Here is a 19,603-nt window from a genome sequence, read left to right as displayed (position 1 = left end):
TTATTTCAATAATTCGTATACACCTGCTGCACCTTGTCCAGTTCCAACACACATTGTAACGATACCATACTTGTTTTTTCTACGACGCATTTCATTAAATAATTGTACAGAAAGTTTTGCTCCTGTACAACCAAGAGGATGCCCTAATGCAATAGCACCTCCATTAACATTTACAATTTCTTGATTGATATTTAACTCACGCATTACTGCTAATGATTGTGAGGCAAAAGCTTCATTCAATTCAATTAAATCAATGTCATTTAATGTTAAATTGGCTTGTTTTAATGCTTTTGGAATTGCTTTTACAGGACCAATTCCCATAATGCGAGGTTCAACACCCACGGCAGCAAAAGAAACCATACGAGCAATTGGTTCAATATTTAATTCTTTCACCATTTCCTCACTCATAATTAATAAAAATGCAGCACCATCACTCATTTGTGAAGAGTTACCAGCAGTAACAGTTCCGTCTAAAGCAAATACTGGTCGTAGTTTTGCCAAAGCTTCTAGTGAAGTTCCTTTACGTGGACCTTCATCAACAGACACTGTGTAATTTTTAGTTTGTTTTTTACCGTTTTCACCTATAAAAATATTTTCAACTGTGATGGGTACAATATCGTCATCAAATTTCCCTTCAGCTTGAGCTTTTAGAGCTTTCATGTGAGAGTTATAAGAAAATTTATCTTGGTCTTCACGAGAAACTTTAAACTGTTTTGCTACAGCTTCAGCAGTTAAACCCATTCCCCAATAATAGTCTTCATGTCCTTCTTTTGCCGATTTGTAATTAGGAACTGGACGATAACCTCCCATAGGAATATAACTCATGCTTTCAACACCACCCGCAATAATACAATCTGCCATTCCAGATTGAATTTTTGCAACCGCAATACTTACAGTTTCTAATCCTGAAGCACAATATCTATTAACGGTCATTCCAGGAACATCTTCAATTTTTAATCCCATTAATGAAATTAAACGCCCCATATTTAAGCCTTGTTCTGCTTCTGGCATGGCGTTTCCAACAATTACATCATCAATTCTATGCTTATCTAATTGTGGAATATCTTTTAATAAATATTCTATTGTTTCAGCAGCTAATTCATCAGGTCTTTTAAACCTAAAAACTCCTTTTGGAGCTTTCCCAACTGCTGTTCTATATCCTTGTACTATATATGCTGTTTTCATTTTTTTAGTTTCTTAATGGTTTACCTGTTTTTAACATGTGTTCAATACGCTCTAACGTTTTACGTTCGGTACATAAACTCATAAAAGCTTCACGTTCAAGGTCTAATAAATATTGTTCAGATACATAAGTTGGCTCAGATAAATCTCCACCAGCCATTACATATCCTAATTTATTGGCAATTTTTTTGTCATGTTCAGAAGCGTAATGTCCTTTTTCTAAACTGTCAGTTCCAACTAAAAACATACCTAATGCTTGTTGTCCGTACACTAATACTTTTTTAGGAACTGGTTGTGTATAGCCATCCTCTAACATTTGTATTGCGTAACGTTTAGCAGTTGCAATTTGTCTGTCTTTATTTACAACAACAATATCTTTATATTCTTTAAAGAAACCTAAATCATACGCTTCGTGTGCAGAAGTTGCAACTTTTGCCATTGCTACATTAATAAAATAATCTCTTAATTTATTTAGCTTCACATCGTCTTTTAATAAACCTTCAGAAGCTCTTAAAGCCATTTCTTTTGATCCAGCTCCGCCAGGAATTATTCCAACACCAAATTCTACCAAACCAATATAAGTTTCGGCAGCTGCAATAACTTTATCAGCGTGCATACTTAATTCGCAACCTCCTCCAAAAGTATATCCGTGAGGTGCAATAATAGTTGGACAAGAAGAGTAACGCAGACGCATTACAGTATCTTGGAAATATTTTACAGAGAAATTTAGTTCATCATATTCTTGTTCTACAGCCATCATAAAAACCATAGCCAAATTAGCTCCAACAGTGAAGTTTGCTGCTTGATTTCCTAAAATAACAGCGTCATATTCAGTTTCGGCTAAATCAATACCCTTATTAATAGCTTGTAAAACTTCACCACCTAAAGTATTCATTTTAGATTGGAATTCTATATTTAAAATTCCATTACCTAAATGTTGAATTGAAGCTCCTGCGTTTGACCAGATTGTTTTGGCTTCGCGAATATTATCTAAAATGATAAAACTATCTTGACCAGGAATTTTTTCTTGTTTTTTTGAAGGAATTGAGTAGAAATATTTTGCACCATCTTTTACAGTATAAAATGATTTATTTCCACTTGCAATCATTTCGGTAACCCAAGTAGCAACAGGAATTCCTTCAGCTTTCATTAATTCAATTCCGGCTTCAACACCTACGGCATCCCAAATTTGAAAAGGTCCGTGTTCCCAACCAAATCCTGCTTTCATTGCATCGTCTAATCTGTATAATTCATCGGAAATTTCAGGAATTCTATTTTGAACATAACCAAACATTGCTGCAAAATTCTTTCTGTAAAATTCACCAGCTTTGTCTTTTCCTTTTACCAATACTTTAAAACGATCAATAACATTATCAATAGTTTTTGTTAGTTCCAAAGTTGCAAATTTGGCTCTTTTATTTGGGCGATATTCCAAAGTATCTAAATCTAATGACAATATATTTTTCTTGCCATTTTCAATCTCCATTTTGTAAAATCCTTGTTTGGTTTTGCTTCCTAACCATTTGTTTTCCATCATTTTATTGATGAAAGTTGGCAGTTTAAACAATTCATGAGCTTCATCATTAGGACAATTTTCATAAATTCCGTTAGCAACATGAACCAAGGTGTCTAATCCGACAACATCAACTGTTCTAAAAGTTGCAGATTTTGGGCGACCAATAACTGGTCCAGTTAATTTATCAACTTCTTCAACGGTTAAACCTAATTCTTTTACTTGGTGGAATAAACTCATTATTCCAAAAATTCCAACTCTGTTACCAATAAAAGCAGGTGTGTCTTTTGCTAAAACCGAAGTTTTTCCCAAGAATTTTTCACCATACATCATTAAAAAGTCAGTAACTTCTTGTTTACAGTTTGGCCCAGGAACTACTTCAAATAATTTTAAATAACGTGGTGGATTAAAGAAATGCGTTACGGCAAAATGTTGTTGAAAATCTTCACTTCTTCCTTCATTCATATATTTAATAGGAATACCAGAAGTATTAGAAGTAATTAAAGTGCCGGGTTTACGATATTTTTCAATTTTTTCAAAAACAGATTTTTTAATATCTAAACGCTCTATTACAACTTCAATGATCCAATCTACATCTTTTATTTTATGTAAATCGTCTTCTAAATTTCCGGTAGAAATTCTATCAGCAAATTTTTGATTGTAAATTGGAGATGGTTTAGATTTTAATGCTGTTGTTAAACTGTTGTTTACCAAGCGGTTTCTTACAACTTTGTCTTCAAGTGTTAATCCTTTAGCTTTTTCTATTTCATTTAATTCACGAGGAATAATGTCAAGTAGTAAAACTTCAACACCAATGTTTGCAAAATGACAAGCAATTCCGGATCCCATAATTCCGGAACCAATGACTGCTACTTTTTTTATTGGTCTTTTCATTATTTTGATTTTTATATAGTTGGTTTTTTTTCTGGAAAAATAGCTTTGTTAGCTATTAATTTATTTATTGTTTCATTTACTTCAAAAAAGCATTTTATTTTTTCTTCTGAAATGTTTTTCCGAACAGTTTCATTAAATAAGATGACATGTTCTTTTGATATTTTACGTTTTTCAAGTCCAAAAGGTGTTAATTTAATTAAAACACCTCTTCCATCTTCAGGATTTTTTTCTCTATAAATGGCGCCTTTTTCTTCCATATTTTTTAAAATTCTAGAAAGACTTGTTGGTTCCATTCCCATAGATGGACCAAGTGAAGTGGAAGGAGTACCATTTTCTTTATCTATATTTAATAAAACAAATGCCATAGCCATAGAACTATCGTGTTTTATAGCTTGTTCATTATACATTTTTGCTACAGTTTGCCAAGTTGCTCTTAGCACATGGTCAATAGTTTTTTCCTTTTGCATTTATCAAATATATAAAAAATTACTATGCACGCATAATAAATTTAAAAAAAATACTTTTTATTGTTTGTTTGGTTTTTATAAAAAAAAGAGATAAGTTTAAAACAGAAATTTAATTCACTAAAACATGGCAGCTAAAGAACTTATAGGAAAAATTATTATACAAGAAAATATAGATACGGTTAATGAAAATAAAATACCGAAAACTTTTATAATTAATGTACCAGATCCCTATAAAAATTACTACGGTAGATTTACAGAAGTAGAAAAACCAAACTCTATCATTTTTGTTACCAAAACACCAAACTCTTTTGAGAAAATTTTAAGAGTTACCAAAAAAATTAATAAAGAGCACCATTTAAAGTTAGATGGCGCAAAATGCGAAATTACCATTGGTGATAGAAAATTAAATGGAGTTAGAGTAAAGGGTTTAAATCGATATCATGAAATTGAAACCATTCAAGAATATTATGCCAAAGAAGGATATGATTTTGCTAAAAGTGAAAAATTTGAAAATATAGAAGCCTTAATTAGAATAAATAGATTTTTTAAAATTGAAAAACTTGCAAAAGGAATTTATAAATCCAAAAATGATAGTGATGTGTTTTATGTTAAGGTTCCTAGATATATGAGTTGGGAGGAATTTAAACGTTTAACCTATGAAGTAAAACACAATGTTACAGACTCTAGATATGATATTGCCAAAGGTATTTTTTACACCAAAGGGGGTATTGTTGAAATGTTGCGTATTGTAAAACCAAAAGCTACTATTGAATTATTGAAAACAATTCAAAGTAAATACATAGAAAGACTTCATTAATTTTATTAAAAACTTAACTTAATTCTGATAAAATAAATTTATTTTCGTTGACGAAATAAAATTTATAGCATGGGAAATATTTTAACGGTTGAAAATGTTTGTAAAACTTACGGAAATTTTACGGCATTAAACAACGTTTCAATTTCAGTTCCAAAAGGAAGTGTTTTTGGATTATTGGGTCCAAATGGAGCTGGAAAAACTTCGTTAATTAGAATTATAAATCAAATTACTTTACCAGATTCAGGTACAATTTTATTAGATGGTGAAGTTTTACAACCGCATCATGTTCATCAAATAGGTTACTTACCTGAAGAACGTGGTTTGTATAAAAGTATGAAAGTTGGTGAACAAGCTTTGTATTTAGCGCAGTTAAAAGGATTGTCTGAAGCAGAAGCAAAGAAAAAACTGAAATATTGGTTTGAAAAATTTGGTATTTCAGATTGGTGGAACAAAAAAATACAAGAACTTTCAAAAGGAATGGCACAAAAAGTACAATTTATTGTAACGGTTTTGCACAGCCCTAAGTTACTTATTTTTGATGAGCCTTTTAGTGGATTTGACCCAATTAATGCCAACTTAATTAAAGATGAAATTTTAAAATTAAGAGATGAAGGAGCAAGTATTATTTTTTCAACCCACCGAATGGAATCTGTTGAAGAATTATGTGATTACATTGCTTTAATCAATAAATCAAACAAAATTATTGATGGTAAACTGCACGAAATTAAACAGCAATTTAAAACCAATGAATTTGAAGTTGGATTAGTATCTAATTCCAAAGTAAATTTATTAAATGAAATTTCTTCTCAGTTTACGGTTAATTTAAACAAAGAAATTACAATAGATAATGAATTAAGATTAGTTATTGGATTAAAAGATAATGAAACATCAACAGATTTAATTCAATTTTTAAATGATAAAGCACAAATCAATCATTTTACTGAAATTATACCAAGTGCAAATGATATCTTTTTAAAAGCTGTAGCAAACAATGGGTAAATTAAAATTAATCATAAAAAGAGAGTTTTTTGCAAAAGTAAAAAACAAGTCGTTTATAATAATGACCATTTTAAGTCCACTTCTAATGGTTGGATTTTTTTCATTAATCGTATTTTTAAATGTAAAAAATAGTGAAGAGGTGAGAACCATTGCTTATGTTGATGATTCTCAATTATTAGATTCAGTTTTTACAAATACAGCATCAACAAAATATGTGAATTTAACAGCCTTAGGAATTGATGAAGCTAGAAAACAAGCAAAAAAATCGTACTATGGAGTATTGTATATTCCAAAAAACGATAGTTTAAATGCTATTTCAAAAGGCATTTCTTTTTATTCTGAAGATGCGCCAAGTTTAAGTTTATTAGGCGATATTGAAAATAAATTAGAAAAGAAAATTAGAGACTTAAAAATTGAACAATTGAATTTTGATGTTGCCAAAATTAAAGCAACCGAAACAACTGTTGATATTATTACTGAAAATTTTTCAGGTGAAAAGTCCTCAAAAATTGGTAGTATTTTAAGAATGTTTGCCGGAGGTGGATTTGGATATTTAATTTTTATGTTCATAATTATTTATGGAACTTCCGTAATGCGAAGCGTAATTGAAGAAAAAACCAGCAGAATTATTGAAGTCATTATATCATCCGTAAAACCATTTCAATTAATGCTGGGTAAAATTTTAGGAAATGCTTTAGCTGGAATACTACAATTTGTAGTTTGGATGATTTCAGCAGGATTATTACTTTTTATTGTAACATCATTGTTTGGACCAGAAGCTACAAGTTCTGGTAGCGCTATGGGGCAAATGAATCCTGAAATGGTGCAACAAATGCAGCAATCATCAGCAACCGATTTGCAAGTTGCTTTGGCTGAAATAAAGAATTTACCAATTTTAACCATGTTTTTTTCATTTATTTTTTATTTTTTAGGTGGTTACTTAATTTACAGTTCAATTTATGCTGCAATTGGTGCCGCAGTTGATAGCGAAACAGATACGCAACAATTTATGATGCCAGTGTTAATACCTTTAATGATAGCTATTTATGTTGGTTTTTCTGTAATTGAAAATCCACATGGACCAATTGCTTTGGGCTTTTCATTATTTCCATTAACCTCACCAATAGTTATGTTAATGCGTATTCCATTTGGTGTACCTTGGTGGCAAATAGCTTTATCTATGGCATTATTATTGGTTACTTTTGTCGGTATCGTTTGGTTTGCAGCAAAAATTTATAGAGTAGGAATTTTAATGTATGGTAAAAAACCAAGCTATAAAGAACTGTATAAATGGTTAAAATATTAAAAATGATATGAAAAGTAAAATACTAATAATTGAAGATGAAGCAGCAATCCGTAGAGTTTTAGCAAAAATAATTTCTGAAGAAAACGAAAACTATATTGTTGAAGAAGCTGAAGATGGACTTGTTGGAATTGACATGATTACTAAATCTGATTATGATTTAGTATTGTGTGATATTAAAATGCCAAAAATGGATGGTGTTGAGGTTTTAGAACGTATAAAAGTATTAAAACCAGAAATTCCAATGGTAATGATATCCGGTCACGGAGATCTAGATACAGCTGTTAATACCATGCGTTTAGGCGCTTTTGATTATATTTCAAAACCACCAGATTTAAACCGTTTATTGAATACTGTTAGAAATGCACTTGACAGAAAAGAACTGGTTGTTGAAAATAAATTACTGAAGAAAAAAGTAAGTAAAAAATATGAAATGATTGGTGAGAGTGAAGCTATTAACCATATTAAAAGTATGGTTGAAAAAGTAGCTCCAACCGATGCTAGAGTATTAATAACAGGACCTAACGGTACAGGAAAAGAATTGGTAGCACATTGGTTACATGAAAAAAGTGAACGTACAAAAGCTCCGATGGTTGAGGTAAATTGTGCAGCAATTCCTTCAGAATTGATTGAAAGTGAATTGTTCGGGCACGTAAAAGGATCCTTTACAGGTGCAAATAAAGATAGAGCAGGGAAATTTGAAGCAGCAAACGGCGGAACCATTTTTTTAGATGAAATTGGTGATATGAGTCTTTCTGCTCAAGCCAAAGTTTTGAGAGCATTGCAAGAAAACAGAATTGCCAGAGTTGGTAGTGATAGAGATATTAAAGTAGATGTTAGAGTAATTGCAGCTACTAATAAAGATTTACAAAAAGAAATTTCCGAAGGAAAGTTTAGAGAAGATTTATATCATAGGTTAGCGGTAATTTTAATAAACGTACCTGCATTAAACGATAGAAGAGATGATATACCTTTATTAATTGAGTTTTTTGCAAATCAGATAGCTCAAGAGCAAGGAACGGCTGTTAAAATATTCTCTGAAGAAGCTGTTAAATTGTTACAAGATTATGATTGGACTGGAAATATTAGAGAGTTAAGGAATGTTGTAGAACGTTTAATTATTTTAGGAGAAAAGGTAGTTTCAGAAAACGATATTAAATTATTTGCAAATAAGTAAATTTGTTAATGAAGTTTATTTAAAATAGCGTAGATTTATGTAAATATTATTGTTATAAATAAAATCTATAATTCAATAAAAAATTAGGATTGAAAATCTTATTAACTAAATTTCATTATCAGGTATATTTGCAATAGAAAAAAATTATAAACAATAAAAACTTAAAACAATATGGCAACAGCAGTTGGAAAAAAATTCCCAGATTTAAATGTAGATGCAATGAATGAAATGGGAGACACATTTAAATTAAATATTTTAGAAGAAGCAGTAAATAACAAAAAGAAAGTACTATTATTTTGGTACCCAAAAGATTTTACTTTTGTTTGTCCAACAGAATTACATGCTTTTCAAGAAGCTCTTGGCGAATTTGAAAAAAGAAATACGATTGTAATTGGTGCATCTTGTGATACTCCAGAAGTACATTTTGCTTGGTTAAATACATCAAAAGATAATGGAGGAATAGAAGGTGTTACATATCCAATATTAGCAGATAGCAATCGTAATTTATCGAGCCGATTAGGAATTTTAGATATTTTTAATGAAACCTATAATGAAGAAACTGGAACTGTTGAAGTTGAAGGTGACAATGTAACTTACAGAGCAACTTATTTAATTGATGAAGAAGGAATTGTTTTTCATGAAGGAATAAATCATATGCCAGTAGGTAGAAATGTAAAAGAATTTATGCGTTTAATTGATGCTTATTCACACGTACAAAGCCACGGAGAAGTTTGTCCAGCAAACTGGGAAGAAGGAAAAGACGCAATGAAAGCAGATAGAAAGGGAACAGCAGAGTATTTAGCATCTCACTAAAAAATAAAATTATGTTTCAAGAATTAGTAGCAGATAATTTAGCGCAATTAGTAAAAGAAAATAAAACAGTTGTTGTACAATATGCAGCAACATGGTGTGGAAACTGTAGAATTATGAAGCCAAAATTTAAAAAATTAGCTTCAGAAAATGAAGATGCAGCTTTTATAATTGCAGATGCTGAAAAGTTTCCAGAATCAAGAAAGTTAGCCAATGTTGATAATTTACCAACCTTTGCAACTTTTAAAAATGGAACTTTTGTAAACCAAGTACAAACAAATAAGTTTGAAATTTTAAAAGATCTAGTAGATGAAGTTACCAATAATTAAACACTTGACTAATTTTATTGAAGAAAATGATCAAGATTATGTTATAGAAACAATTGAAACTCTAGAAGCATTAACTGAAGTTTCTTCTTTAAAAGATGAAGAGTTAGATGTAATTGGTGAATTGATTTCTAACTTATATGGAGCACTTGAAGTTGATAAAATGATAAAAGAGGGAATGCCACAAAAAGAAGCTTTAAATACTTTTATGAAAAGAGTATTAGGATCAATAGATTCTTAAAAAATTTACTACTATTAAAATCACTACTAATTAAAAAAATAAAATCCCGGCCTAGGTCGGGATTTTTTATTGATATAAATTTATATATTTATATAAAAAAAGTTATAAATGAAATCATATAAAGTTGCATCGTCCATTAATTTAAGTGAAATCAGTACCAAAGAAATAATTGAAAAAGCAAGCAAAAAATTAAAGAAAAATAGAAAAAAGTTAAGCCAACTACAAGAAACTATGTATGCCGAAGGTAAGTATGCTGTGTTAATTTGCTTGCAAGGAATGGACACATCAGGTAAAGATAGTTTAATTCGTGAAGTTTTTAAAGATGTAAACGCGCAAGGAGTTGAGGTTACCAGTTTTAAAGTTCCAACAGAAGTTGAGTTGAAACATAATTATTTATGGCGCCATTATATCGCTTTACCAGAAAAAGGAAAAATTGGAATTTTTAATAGAACCCATTATGAAAATGTATTGGTAACACGCGTACATCCTGAATACGTGTTTTCAGAAAATATTCCATCAGTTAAAAGTTTGGAAGATTTAGATGATGATTTTTACAATAAAAGAATGGATGAGATTAATAATTTTGAAAAACAAATTACTAATAACGGAACAATTGTATTAAAATTCTTTTTAAACCTTTCAAAAGAAGAACAAAAAAATAGATTATTACGCAGATTAAAGTTAAAAGAAAAAAACTGGAAATTTTCACCAGGCGATTTAAAAGAGCGTCAATTATGGGATAAATACCAGTTTTGTTATCAAGATTTATTAAATAAAACATCAACAGAAAATACACCTTGGTTTGTGATTCCGGCCGATGATAAAGATACAGCTAGGTATTTAGTTTCTGAAATACTTGTTGAAGAACTTGATAAGTTAAATTTTAAAGAACCTGAGTTACCAGAAAAGTATAAGTCGGAAATTAAAAATTATAAAAAGCAACTAGAAAGTGAGTAAATAAAAAACCCCTATAAATCATTGACTTATAGGGTTTTAGCTGAGAAAGAGGATCTATCCAAAAATTAAAAAATACAGTGTTTATAAGGGGTTAAAAAGTATCCTAAAATTTACTGACACCGAATCAGTCTCTAGATATTAAACTTTAACATTTTTTTAAGAATTTTAACATAATTTGCCTCTTTTTAATTTTTTGTGAAGTAAAAATTTCATTGATCTAGATTATTTAAGTTTTGGACTCATAACCCGAAAGTCACTGGTTCGAGTCAGTCTACAAACCCAACAATTAAACAGTTGGAGTTACTACATTTACACAGACATTATTTTAAGACTGTTTAAATAAAAGCAGATATCTTAGAATTATGGGAAAACGACATTACAGTACTGAATTTAAATTAGAAGCAGTTCGCTTAAGTTATAAACGAGATAACATAAAGGAATTAGCCAATGAATTTGGTGTTCAAGTTCAACGTATTTATAAGTGGAGAGCTACCTACAGAGAAACATCTAAGTTTAACAGCAGTAGCAAAAAAGAATGAAGATTCATTGGAAGTCAAACAACTGCATAAGTCACTTAAGGAAACTCAATTGGAGCTTGAAATATTAAAAAAAAGCCGTTCATATCTTTTCCATGAGCGATGGGAAGTCTATCAATTTATAGCGAGTTATAAACATTTATTTCCTGTAGAGAAGATGTGTAAAATATTAAAAGTAAGTAGAAGTAGTTATTATAGGTGGTTTTAGTTGTGGTCCTTCTAATCAAGCCTTAGAAAACAGTTTATTCAGCGATTTATTAAAAAATATTTTTGATAGCAGTCCGAAAACTTATGTAAGTCCTAGAATAACAGCTGAGTTAAATAGGCAAGGCTATTAAATTTCAAAAAGAAGGGTGGCTAAATTAATGAGATTGAATGGTATGAGAAGTAAGGCAATCAGAAAATATCGTATTGCAACGAACTCTAACCATCGATACCCTATTTACAGAAATTATTTAAATAGAAACTTTACTCCTAATGATTTGAACGAAGCCTGAGTATCTGATATTACCTATATACAAACCAAACAAGGTTGGTTGTTTCTTACGACTGTTATTGATTTATATGTTAGACAAGTTATTGGTTGGGCGTTGAGTACAACGTTGTACACAAATGAAACTATTATTCCAGATTGGAAAATGCGAGTATCAAAAAGGAAAATTGACAAGCCTTTACTTTTTCATTCCGATAGAGGAATCCAATATGCTAGTAAAGAGTTTAGAAAATATCTAAAATCAAATAAACTAATTACTCAAGGTATGAGTAGAAAAGGAAATTGTTGTGATAATGCTGTAGCGGAATCATTTTTTAAAACACTTAAGTCTGAATTGATTTGTCATCATAGTTATAAAACCATAGAAGAAGATTACATTCCTCTTTAAATTATAAAACACCTAAAGAAGTGAATATTTCCATTCACAAGATCAGAGGTAAGATATTTTTTCATTTTAATAGGTATTGTTATTCATTAATTTAAAATTTGCTCGGTTAGTAATTTAAATTCATTCTATAGTCTGATGTGGCTAATAGTGATATTATTGCGATTATAATTTTACAATATAATCACTAATCAATATATCTTGTAGGAGTGATAATCGATTGGTAGATACTGTCAGGTTTATCTTTTTTAGGGGTCAAATAAAATTCACTTTGATAATGACTAATGGCTAACCCAGCTTTATCACAAGCCTTTACAATAGCATCCAAGAGTGAATCTTTTCCAATGATATAATCATTATAAAAAGACTTAAAATTAGAATTAGTTAAATGATTCAATTCTTCTATTTGAATTTCAATACTTATGGATTTATACAACTTACCATATTTGGAATAGAGTACTTTCATAAAATCATCCAATGATTTCCTTCCCTTTGTATTGGACCGAATCTGAACATCCAATATGAAAGCAATGGAAGTACCACCACCATAAATGAAATGCCAATTATTTATCTTGCTTTTGCCAGCTTCTATCAGACTTGTTTTTTCATTAGAGTTTATTTGTGAATAATGAAGTTTAGAAAATTGAAAAGCTAAAAAACGAAGATACTCTTCTTCATTTATAATTCCTGTCCTAAGTAAGGTTAGGCTAGAATAATAATTAGTAAATCCTTCAGAAAACCAATAATTTCCAGCATAATCATCACTAAAAATAAAATTTGTACCATTCCAATAGTGAAACATTTCATGGGCAAGTGTGTTAGCCCAAACCATTTTATTGTATTCCAAATCCTTATCTATGAACATTTGATGAAAACTATTTGTATACGCCTCACCATCTTGTATTGTGTTTTTAGAGGCACAAACTAAGTAATTAGCAGTTGGTAATTCTCCAAAAATATTTTTATAGGCTGGCAAAACTTTTTCTAAACTTTGTTCAATTAAATCTATTCTATGTTTAAAATTAGATGGTGTTGCAATGGTAATTGACATATTATCATGTTTGATAAGTCTTTCTTCATGGTGACCAATCATTATTAAATTATTGATTAGCTCATCAATACTATTAGACACAAATTTTCTGTTTGATAATTTCACCCATGCAGTCGAAACTTTCCAATCTTTTGGAACATCAAAAGTTATTTCTGCCTTTTGGTTATTATGTCCCTCTGAAAAAACAATTAGAGCAGATGAAACCCAGAATATGGTATTATCTTTCCACACTGTGGGCCTTCCATCAATACCACCCCCTGCATCCCAGTTGTATTTATCATGTGATAATTCTACTTGATAGTTGAGGTTTATTAAGCTATTTTTTGAAATATCTAATTTCCACTTTTCTAACTCATCGTTCCAAACAAAATTAATTGGTTCACCTTTACTGTCCGTAACAGATTTTATATCAACAAATTTAGCCCAACCTCTTTCTATTTCTGGTGGAAATCCCCATGGCCTCATTTCCAAATATGATTCTTGGACTTCAAAAGAGGCATTGACTTCTACAACCCTCAAGTTTTCTTTTGAAATCTTTAAATGATATTTTGAAATTGGAATCGTTCTTCCTAGTGAGTAACTTGTAAATGAAAATAATACTATAGAAATAGTTAAAAGAACTTTTTTAGGAATTATCATGTTGCTGTTTTTATTTTTTAGTTTATATTTTTTTATAAATCATGGACTATCATACATTTAAATTTATTTTGTAGGATTCCCAAATTCAGTCAAAAAAAATGACAGACGCAAGAATCATAGTTTTTTAACTAAATTTGATATTAAATATTACCTTGCGTTTTCACATATAAATTTTCAATATTTTTTGAATTAACAAGGTTTTTCTGATATGATTTAATGTCTTCAATGAAATGGGATCTAAGGTTCTTGTTGACTTATCCAAAAAATATGAATTATATCATTCATTAAAAATAATGAACAGTTGTTCAAATCATTTTAAAATGATTTGAATCCTATTAATTATGATTTAAATGGTATTTATATTTAGTATTATTACTTTCCTGTTGTTTTTCAAATCTTAAACAATTGTCTAGGTTTTTAATGTGATATGGATAGTTTAATTATTTTTTTATGCGTGTTAGGAAAAAAGAAAGGCATGACTTACTTTATTTATTTGTATGATAATTATATATTTTTATTGAATTTTACATTTTTTAATAAATGATAACAATTCAAAAAAATCAATATTTTAATGTTTTACATCATATTTTAATAGATCCAATTCAAAATAATAATATAATAAATTACTTTGCTGATATTAGTGCCTAATTTTCTAATAAAGTTAGTTGTAATGTCATTCTTTTATCAATTTAAAATTAAAACAAAGTATACTCTCTTTTTATTATACATATTAACACCTATTTTATTTTACTCTCAATCAGATTCAGAAAGTCAATCTACAAAAATTTTAGCTATAGAATACATGAAAGCCTATGGCAAATGGGATTTTGATACAATGAAGACATATCATAGTGAAGATATACATTTTGAAGATCTTACGGGAAGTGAAGCATTTGACCAAAAGTTTGATTTTCATGGAAAAGAAAATGTTCTTGCTTTCTTCAAAAATGTTTTTAAGGGTGGTTTTGAAAATGATAAACCACCTTATGTTGATTTTAAAATTGAAAAAATATTTGAGTCTGGATCATTCATCATAATTAATTCTACTTTTGAAAGTTTAATACCAAATTCTTGGTTTGGTAAAAACACTTCTGACAAAATTTTGATTTCTATTCCATTTTTAACAATTCTTCAAATTAAAAACGCTAGAATAATAAGCCATAAAGATTATGGGGACTATAATACATATAAAAAACAAATTAAAGCCCAACTTAATAATTAAGAACAATAAAAATTCTAAAAAAAACATACTTTAATAATACTGAAATTATATAAATTCATTATATGAGAAAAAATATTCTTTTAAAAATCAACAAATTATTTTTAATAATAATATTTATTGGCGTAACCTATAGTCAAGAAAATGAAACAGTAACAATTAATTGGGACACATGGGGAATTCCTCATATAAAAGGTGATTTGGATACCGAAATTTTTTACGGCTTTGGTTGGGCTCAAATGGAGGCACATGGTAATTTAATTCTAAAATCTTATGGAAAAGCAAGAGGAAGATCTTCTGAATATTTTGGAGGTTCACAAAATGAAGCAAGTGATGTTCTTTTAATTAAATTGAATATTCCTAAAAGAGCTGAACAATGGTATTTTCTTCAAGATAAACAGACAAAAAAAATAATTGAGGCCTTTATTAAAGGTATGAATGATTATTGTTCCAATAATCCAGATAAGATAAATGATGATTTGAAAGTTATTTTGCCAATTACCAAATTCGATCCCTTTGCTAAATTGCAATTAAGTTATCATCTCATGGTTGGTGCATTTTCTTTACAACCAGAAGCTAAAGAATGGAAAACAGCAGGATCTAACGCTTGGGCCATTGGTCCCTCAAAATCAAAAACAGGAAATACAATATTGCTTACCCAGCCACATCCACCTTGGTTTGACGATTATTTATTTTTTGAAGCTCACCTTAAAAGTAAAAACACCAACATTTATGGTATAACTTTAGTTGGAAGTCCAACTATTGCAATGGGTTTTAATAGTAAACTTGGTTGGGGTATGACTTTCAATCAAGCTGATACTATGGACTTGATTGAATTAGAGGTAAAAGAAGATTCTTATAAGATAAAGGAGCAATTAAAACCTTTTATAATTACTGAAACAACTTATAAAGTAAAAGAAAACGATTCCATGATTACCAAAACAATTCAAGTTAAAGAGTCAGATTATGGTTTTGTTGTAGAAGAAAAAAATGGGAAAGCTTTAGCTTTAAGGTTATCAGGATTGGATAGGCCTTTTTTTACAAAACAGTTTTTAGATATGGCCAAATCAAATAATTTTAATGAATTTGAGAAAGCCTTAAAAACTTTACAATTACCACTTCAAAATATTATTTATGCAGATAAAAAAGGAACAATATTTTATTTGTACAATGGTATTATTCCAAAAAGACCAAATGGAACTTTAAATGACTGGTCGGGTATCATAAAGTCAACAAGGCCTGGAGCTCTTGTCACTGAGTTTGTTAATTATGAAGAATTGCCAAAGATCAAAAATCCAAATTCGGGTTTCTTAGCCAATTCAAATAATGGACCATGGACAAGTACCTACCCATTTTTAAGACAACCTGAAAACTTTCCATCATATATTTCGTCTCAACTTTATACAAATTTTGATAATAGAGCTAGAAGGTCAATTAAAATGCTTCTTAGCATGGATAGGTTTGATTTTGATGATGTAGTCAATTTATCCACCTCAACCTATTCTGAATTAGCAGATAGAACGATTGATGAATTGGTAGACTACGGAATGCATTCAAAAGACACCTTATTAAATAAAGCTGCAATTGCTCTTAAGAATTGGGACAGAAAGTTGGATACAAACAGTAAAGGAGCTGTACTATTTATTAATTGGTATGTTTCATCGAATTCGATGGACATTTTCAAAATTAAATTCTCTGAAGAGAATCCACTGAATACTCCTAATATATTAACAGACAATGCTAAGGCATCTTTGCTTGATGCAGCCATACTTACCCAAGAAAAATATAAAGATTTAGAGGTTTCTTATGGGGCTGTTTACAAAACCAATTTTGCAGACAAATCGTTTGAAGGTAGTCTAGGTTTAAGTGAAGTTGGCTCTTTTAATGCTGGTTTTTACAGACCAATGTCTCCTAAGGAATTTACTTTATTAGGCGGATCAGCTTACACTTCTGTAGTAGAGTTTGGTGAAAAAATCAGAGCGAAAGGACTCCTTAGTTATGGAAATGCCTCTCAAAACAAATCGCCTTTCAAAGGCGATCAATTAGCTTTAATGGCAAAGCGCCAAATTAGGGATATTTGGTTTTATGAAGCAGATATTAAAAAGAATACAACCAAACAGGAAATTTTAAACATTAAAAAAATATAACTATGAAAAGATTGCCTATGGTAATTATAGCATTGATTAGTTTTACCGCCATTTTTTCCCAAGATGTAAGTACATTGGCCAAAATAGAGTCTAATTATGGAGATGGTATGATAGTTACACCAGATGGAGATATTTTGGTTTCAGGAGGCTATAATAAAACAACCATTTTAAAGGTAACCCCAAACGGTAAGGTCTCAACCTACATTGATGATTTACCTGGTCCCGTTGGTATGGGGTTTGATTCCAAAGGAAATTTATATGTCTCCAATTACACGGGGAATTCAATAATCAAAATTACACCAAATAAAGTGGTTAGTGATTTTGCCAAAAATCTTGATGGTCCTGCTGGGCTTGCAGTTGATGAAAATGATGATATTTTCGTAACATTATATGGTGCTGGTTTTAGTGGCACTGGAGGCAAAATACTCAAGTTTAAACCTGATGGTAGTTTTGTAGAATATTTTACTGGCAACGGTTTACAAGATGCAATTGGAATCATATTTGACAATCAAAAGAATATTTATACTACAAATTTTGTAGGAGGAGATTTGTTTAAGGTTGGTGTTAATAAGCAAATGAGTAAACCTGCATCAATCCCAAATGCTAAAATAAATCAAATAACTTATTTTGATCACTATGTTTATTTACCTAGTCCTAATTTGAGAAAAATATTCAGATACAATGTGTTAAATGGGAAATTAGAACATTTCGCAGGAACTGGGGAGGAAAATGTAACTGACGGCACATTGAAAGCATCAGAGTTTAATATGCCAAATAGTTGTGCTATTGATGCTTCAAATGGAAAGCTTTATATTCTTGAACATAAATTGGGTTTAATTAGAGAAATAACTTTTTAATTTTAAACCTTATTTCTTATTCATTTTAATTTTTTTAGACACCATTAAGAACAGAAGAGTTATAATTGTTAAGAATGTAAGTGTAGTAAATAAACTTTTACCGAGACTAAAAAGAGAAGAAGTGCCAACAACTTTCTCATTTAAATCAGGAAATTTTGTAAGCAAGAAAATAACCCCTATGTTTTCTAAATAATCAAATATTCCAGCGAACATAGGAAGTAAAGCAATTTTGTAAATTGACAAATTATCAAAATTTATTTTTTTTGATAAATAAAAAATTATTAAACTATATGTTAGCCCAAACAAACCAGGATAGATCATATCAAAAGGAATTTGTTCAAACAAGTATGTATGTCTGCCGTTTTCACCTAAAGTAACAAATAGGTTTTTTACGTATTCTGCGTTATAACCCATAGGCAACATATCTAAAATCTTCATGCCGTCTGAGTATTTCATAACTTTAGGAATAGTTACAAAAATGATTATTCCATAAATAACATTTGTTGCCAAAAAAAGAAAAAAAACTCTTTTAAAAGTGTTTTTTCTTGATACATAATTGTTTATCTTTTTAATCATATTTTATAGGAAATATAAGCTTAGTAACAACTCCTTTTTTATTTGGAATATTTTTTATTGAGAACTTATAATCGTTATACAATGTTTCTAAACGCTCTATTGTGTTCTTTAAACCAGTTCCATAAATAATATTCTTTTGGGATAATGGGGCTCCATCATTTTTAATTTTAACTTCTAAGTTATCTTTATTTTGTTTTATTGATATTTCAATTTTTAGACTTGTGTTTTCATCAGAATATCCATGATTAAAAGAGTTTTCTATTATTGGCTGAATTATTAAACTTGGAATTAAAACATCTTCTAGCCCTTCTTGGATATTTATGTTTATTACCAAATGATCTGAAAATCTAATACTCATTATATCTAAATAACGATTTAAAATATCAATCTCCTTTCCAAGATTTAAAAAATTTGTATCTTTTAAGTAAACAATATCTCTTAATAAATCACTAAAATCGGCTAAGGTATTTTGTGCAAGTTTTTTATCTACCTCAATTAACTGCGAAATGCTATTTAGTGTGTTAAAGAAAAAATGGGGATGCAATTGGTATTTTAAAATATTAACCTTAACATCAGATAATTGTTGTTTTAACTTAGCTTTTTGAACTTCCGTATTTTTTATCTTGTCTAAAAAGTAATATGTGTTAATAATAAATACATTAGTGAAATAGATTAAAAAATGCACATTTGAATAATCTACTATATTTAACATATAGTATCTTAATGTTCTGGTTCCTATAACGTTTTTAAAATAGAATGTGTATAAATCATAAGTCAGGAAAATTATAATTAGTGTGACTATGGATAATAAAAAATGAAAGACGAATCTTGTAAACCAACTTTCATAAATATCTAGAAACTTTTTAGCAGTGTACATAATGAAAATAAAAAGAGCTATGCTATAAAGGTTTTCTATTATAAAACCATCAAACAAAAAACTAAGCCAACTTTTTTCCTTAAATCCAAGTCCATTATATTTTAAAATACTGTTTTTGGATAAGTTAATCAGGTTGT

Annotated in this window: 19 protein-coding genes; 13 read left to right on the top strand and 6 right to left on the bottom strand. The window is 29.5% G+C overall.

Annotated elements, in window-relative coordinates; all coding sequences use genetic code 11:
- Genes BM335_RS12050 through BM335_RS12040 form a run of 3 tightly spaced genes read right to left on the bottom strand, consistent with a single transcriptional unit; the run spans position 1 to position 4,056 of the window.
- Positions 1–1,185: a thiolase family protein gene (locus BM335_RS12050; RefSeq protein ID WP_090228043.1), complete on the bottom strand. Its 1,185-nt coding sequence runs from the start codon at positions 1,183–1,185 to the stop codon at positions 1–3.
- A 4-nt stretch (positions 1,186–1,189) separates the two neighbouring features.
- On the bottom strand, positions 1,190–3,589 hold the full coding sequence (locus BM335_RS12045; protein WP_090228039.1) for a 3-hydroxyacyl-CoA dehydrogenase/enoyl-CoA hydratase family protein: 2,400 nt from the start codon (positions 3,587–3,589) through the stop codon (positions 1,190–1,192).
- A gap of 11 nt (positions 3,590–3,600) precedes the next feature.
- Positions 3,601–4,056, bottom strand: a complete 456-nt coding sequence (locus BM335_RS12040; protein WP_090228035.1) for a MarR family winged helix-turn-helix transcriptional regulator — start codon at positions 4,054–4,056, stop codon at positions 3,601–3,603.
- A 124-nt stretch (positions 4,057–4,180) separates the two neighbouring features.
- Between BM335_RS12040 and BM335_RS12035 the strand changes: the two genes are divergently transcribed.
- From BM335_RS12035 to BM335_RS11990, 10 genes are all read left to right on the top strand, one after another.
- Positions 4,181–4,873, top strand: coding sequence for a hypothetical protein (locus BM335_RS12035; RefSeq protein WP_090228031.1), 693 nt, complete (start codon positions 4,181–4,183; stop codon positions 4,871–4,873).
- Positions 4,874–4,942: 69 nt separating this feature from the next.
- Positions 4,943–5,872 (top strand): ABC transporter ATP-binding protein, encoded by a 930-nt coding sequence (locus BM335_RS12030; RefSeq protein ID WP_090228027.1) that lies wholly within the window; start codon positions 4,943–4,945, stop codon positions 5,870–5,872.
- Positions 5,865–7,178: an ABC transporter permease gene (locus tag BM335_RS12025; RefSeq protein WP_090228024.1), complete on the top strand. Its 1,314-nt coding sequence runs from the start codon at positions 5,865–5,867 to the stop codon at positions 7,176–7,178. The genes BM335_RS12030 and BM335_RS12025 overlap by 8 nt, the downstream gene beginning before the upstream one ends.
- Positions 7,179–7,185: 7 nt before the next feature.
- Positions 7,186–8,352, top strand: coding sequence for a sigma-54-dependent transcriptional regulator (locus BM335_RS12020; RefSeq protein ID WP_090228019.1), 1,167 nt, complete (start codon positions 7,186–7,188; stop codon positions 8,350–8,352).
- A 171-nt stretch (positions 8,353–8,523) separates the two neighbouring features.
- Positions 8,524–9,165 (top strand): peroxiredoxin, encoded by a 642-nt coding sequence (locus tag BM335_RS12015; protein ID WP_090228015.1) that lies wholly within the window; start codon positions 8,524–8,526, stop codon positions 9,163–9,165.
- 11 nt (positions 9,166–9,176) lie between these two features.
- Complete coding sequence (locus BM335_RS12010) at positions 9,177–9,491, top strand: thioredoxin family protein (protein WP_090228010.1); 315 nt, start codon at positions 9,177–9,179, stop codon at positions 9,489–9,491.
- Positions 9,472–9,729 carry a DUF6952 family protein gene (locus tag BM335_RS12005; protein ID WP_090228007.1) on the top strand — a complete coding sequence of 86 codons (258 nt, stop codon included), beginning with the start codon at positions 9,472–9,474 and terminating at the stop codon, positions 9,727–9,729. Before BM335_RS12010 ends, BM335_RS12005 begins: the two co-directional genes overlap by 20 nt.
- Positions 9,730–9,837: 108 nt before the next feature.
- Positions 9,838–10,686: a PPK2 family polyphosphate kinase gene (locus BM335_RS12000; protein ID WP_090228002.1), complete on the top strand. Its 849-nt coding sequence runs from the start codon at positions 9,838–9,840 to the stop codon at positions 10,684–10,686.
- A gap of 362 nt (positions 10,687–11,048) precedes the next feature.
- A complete protein-coding gene (locus tag BM335_RS11995; protein WP_090227998.1) occupies positions 11,049–11,225 on the top strand; it encodes a transposase in 177 nt (58 codons plus the stop codon).
- A gap of 503 nt (positions 11,226–11,728) precedes the next feature.
- A complete protein-coding gene (locus BM335_RS11990) occupies positions 11,729–12,103 on the top strand; it encodes a DDE-type integrase/transposase/recombinase (protein WP_090227995.1) in 375 nt (124 codons plus the stop codon).
- 184 nt (positions 12,104–12,287) lie between these two features.
- Here BM335_RS11990 and BM335_RS11985 read toward each other — a convergent pair whose 3' ends face one another.
- Positions 12,288–13,616: a M61 family metallopeptidase gene (locus tag BM335_RS11985; RefSeq protein ID WP_177219208.1), complete on the bottom strand. Its 1,329-nt coding sequence runs from the start codon at positions 13,614–13,616 to the stop codon at positions 12,288–12,290.
- Between the two features lie 844 nt (positions 13,617–14,460).
- On the opposite strand from BM335_RS11985, the gene BM335_RS11980 reads away from it, so the two are divergent.
- From BM335_RS11980 to BM335_RS11970, 3 genes are all read left to right on the top strand, one after another.
- The gene (locus BM335_RS11980) at positions 14,461–15,012 is read left to right on the top strand and encodes a nuclear transport factor 2 family protein (RefSeq protein WP_090227986.1); all 552 of its coding nucleotides are present in this window, start codon (positions 14,461–14,463) and stop codon (positions 15,010–15,012) included.
- A gap of 62 nt (positions 15,013–15,074) precedes the next feature.
- The gene (locus BM335_RS11975; protein WP_090227982.1) at positions 15,075–17,156 is read left to right on the top strand and encodes a penicillin acylase family protein; all 2,082 of its coding nucleotides are present in this window, start codon (positions 15,075–15,077) and stop codon (positions 17,154–17,156) included.
- Between the two features lie 2 nt (positions 17,157–17,158).
- Positions 17,159–18,013, top strand: coding sequence for a Vgb family protein (locus BM335_RS11970; protein ID WP_090227979.1), 855 nt, complete (start codon positions 17,159–17,161; stop codon positions 18,011–18,013).
- A gap of 9 nt (positions 18,014–18,022) precedes the next feature.
- Here the strand turns inward: BM335_RS11970 and BM335_RS11965 are convergent, their stop codons facing one another.
- Positions 18,023–18,469 carry a hypothetical protein gene (locus BM335_RS11965; protein ID WP_143102422.1) on the bottom strand — a complete coding sequence of 149 codons (447 nt, stop codon included), beginning with the start codon at positions 18,467–18,469 and terminating at the stop codon, positions 18,023–18,025.
- Between the two features lie 112 nt (positions 18,470–18,581).
- Positions 18,582–19,301 carry a sensor histidine kinase gene (locus BM335_RS11960; protein WP_177219207.1) on the bottom strand — a complete coding sequence of 240 codons (720 nt, stop codon included), beginning with the start codon at positions 19,299–19,301 and terminating at the stop codon, positions 18,582–18,584.
- Positions 19,302–19,603 lie beyond the last annotated feature (302 nt).

It is taken from the genome of Lutibacter maritimus, from assembly GCF_900116115.1.
Classification (GTDB): Bacteria; Bacteroidota; Bacteroidia; order Flavobacteriales; family Flavobacteriaceae; genus Lutibacter; species Lutibacter maritimus.
Note: the sequence above shows the minus strand (reverse complement) of the source record. Positions and strands in the feature narration are given on the sequence as shown.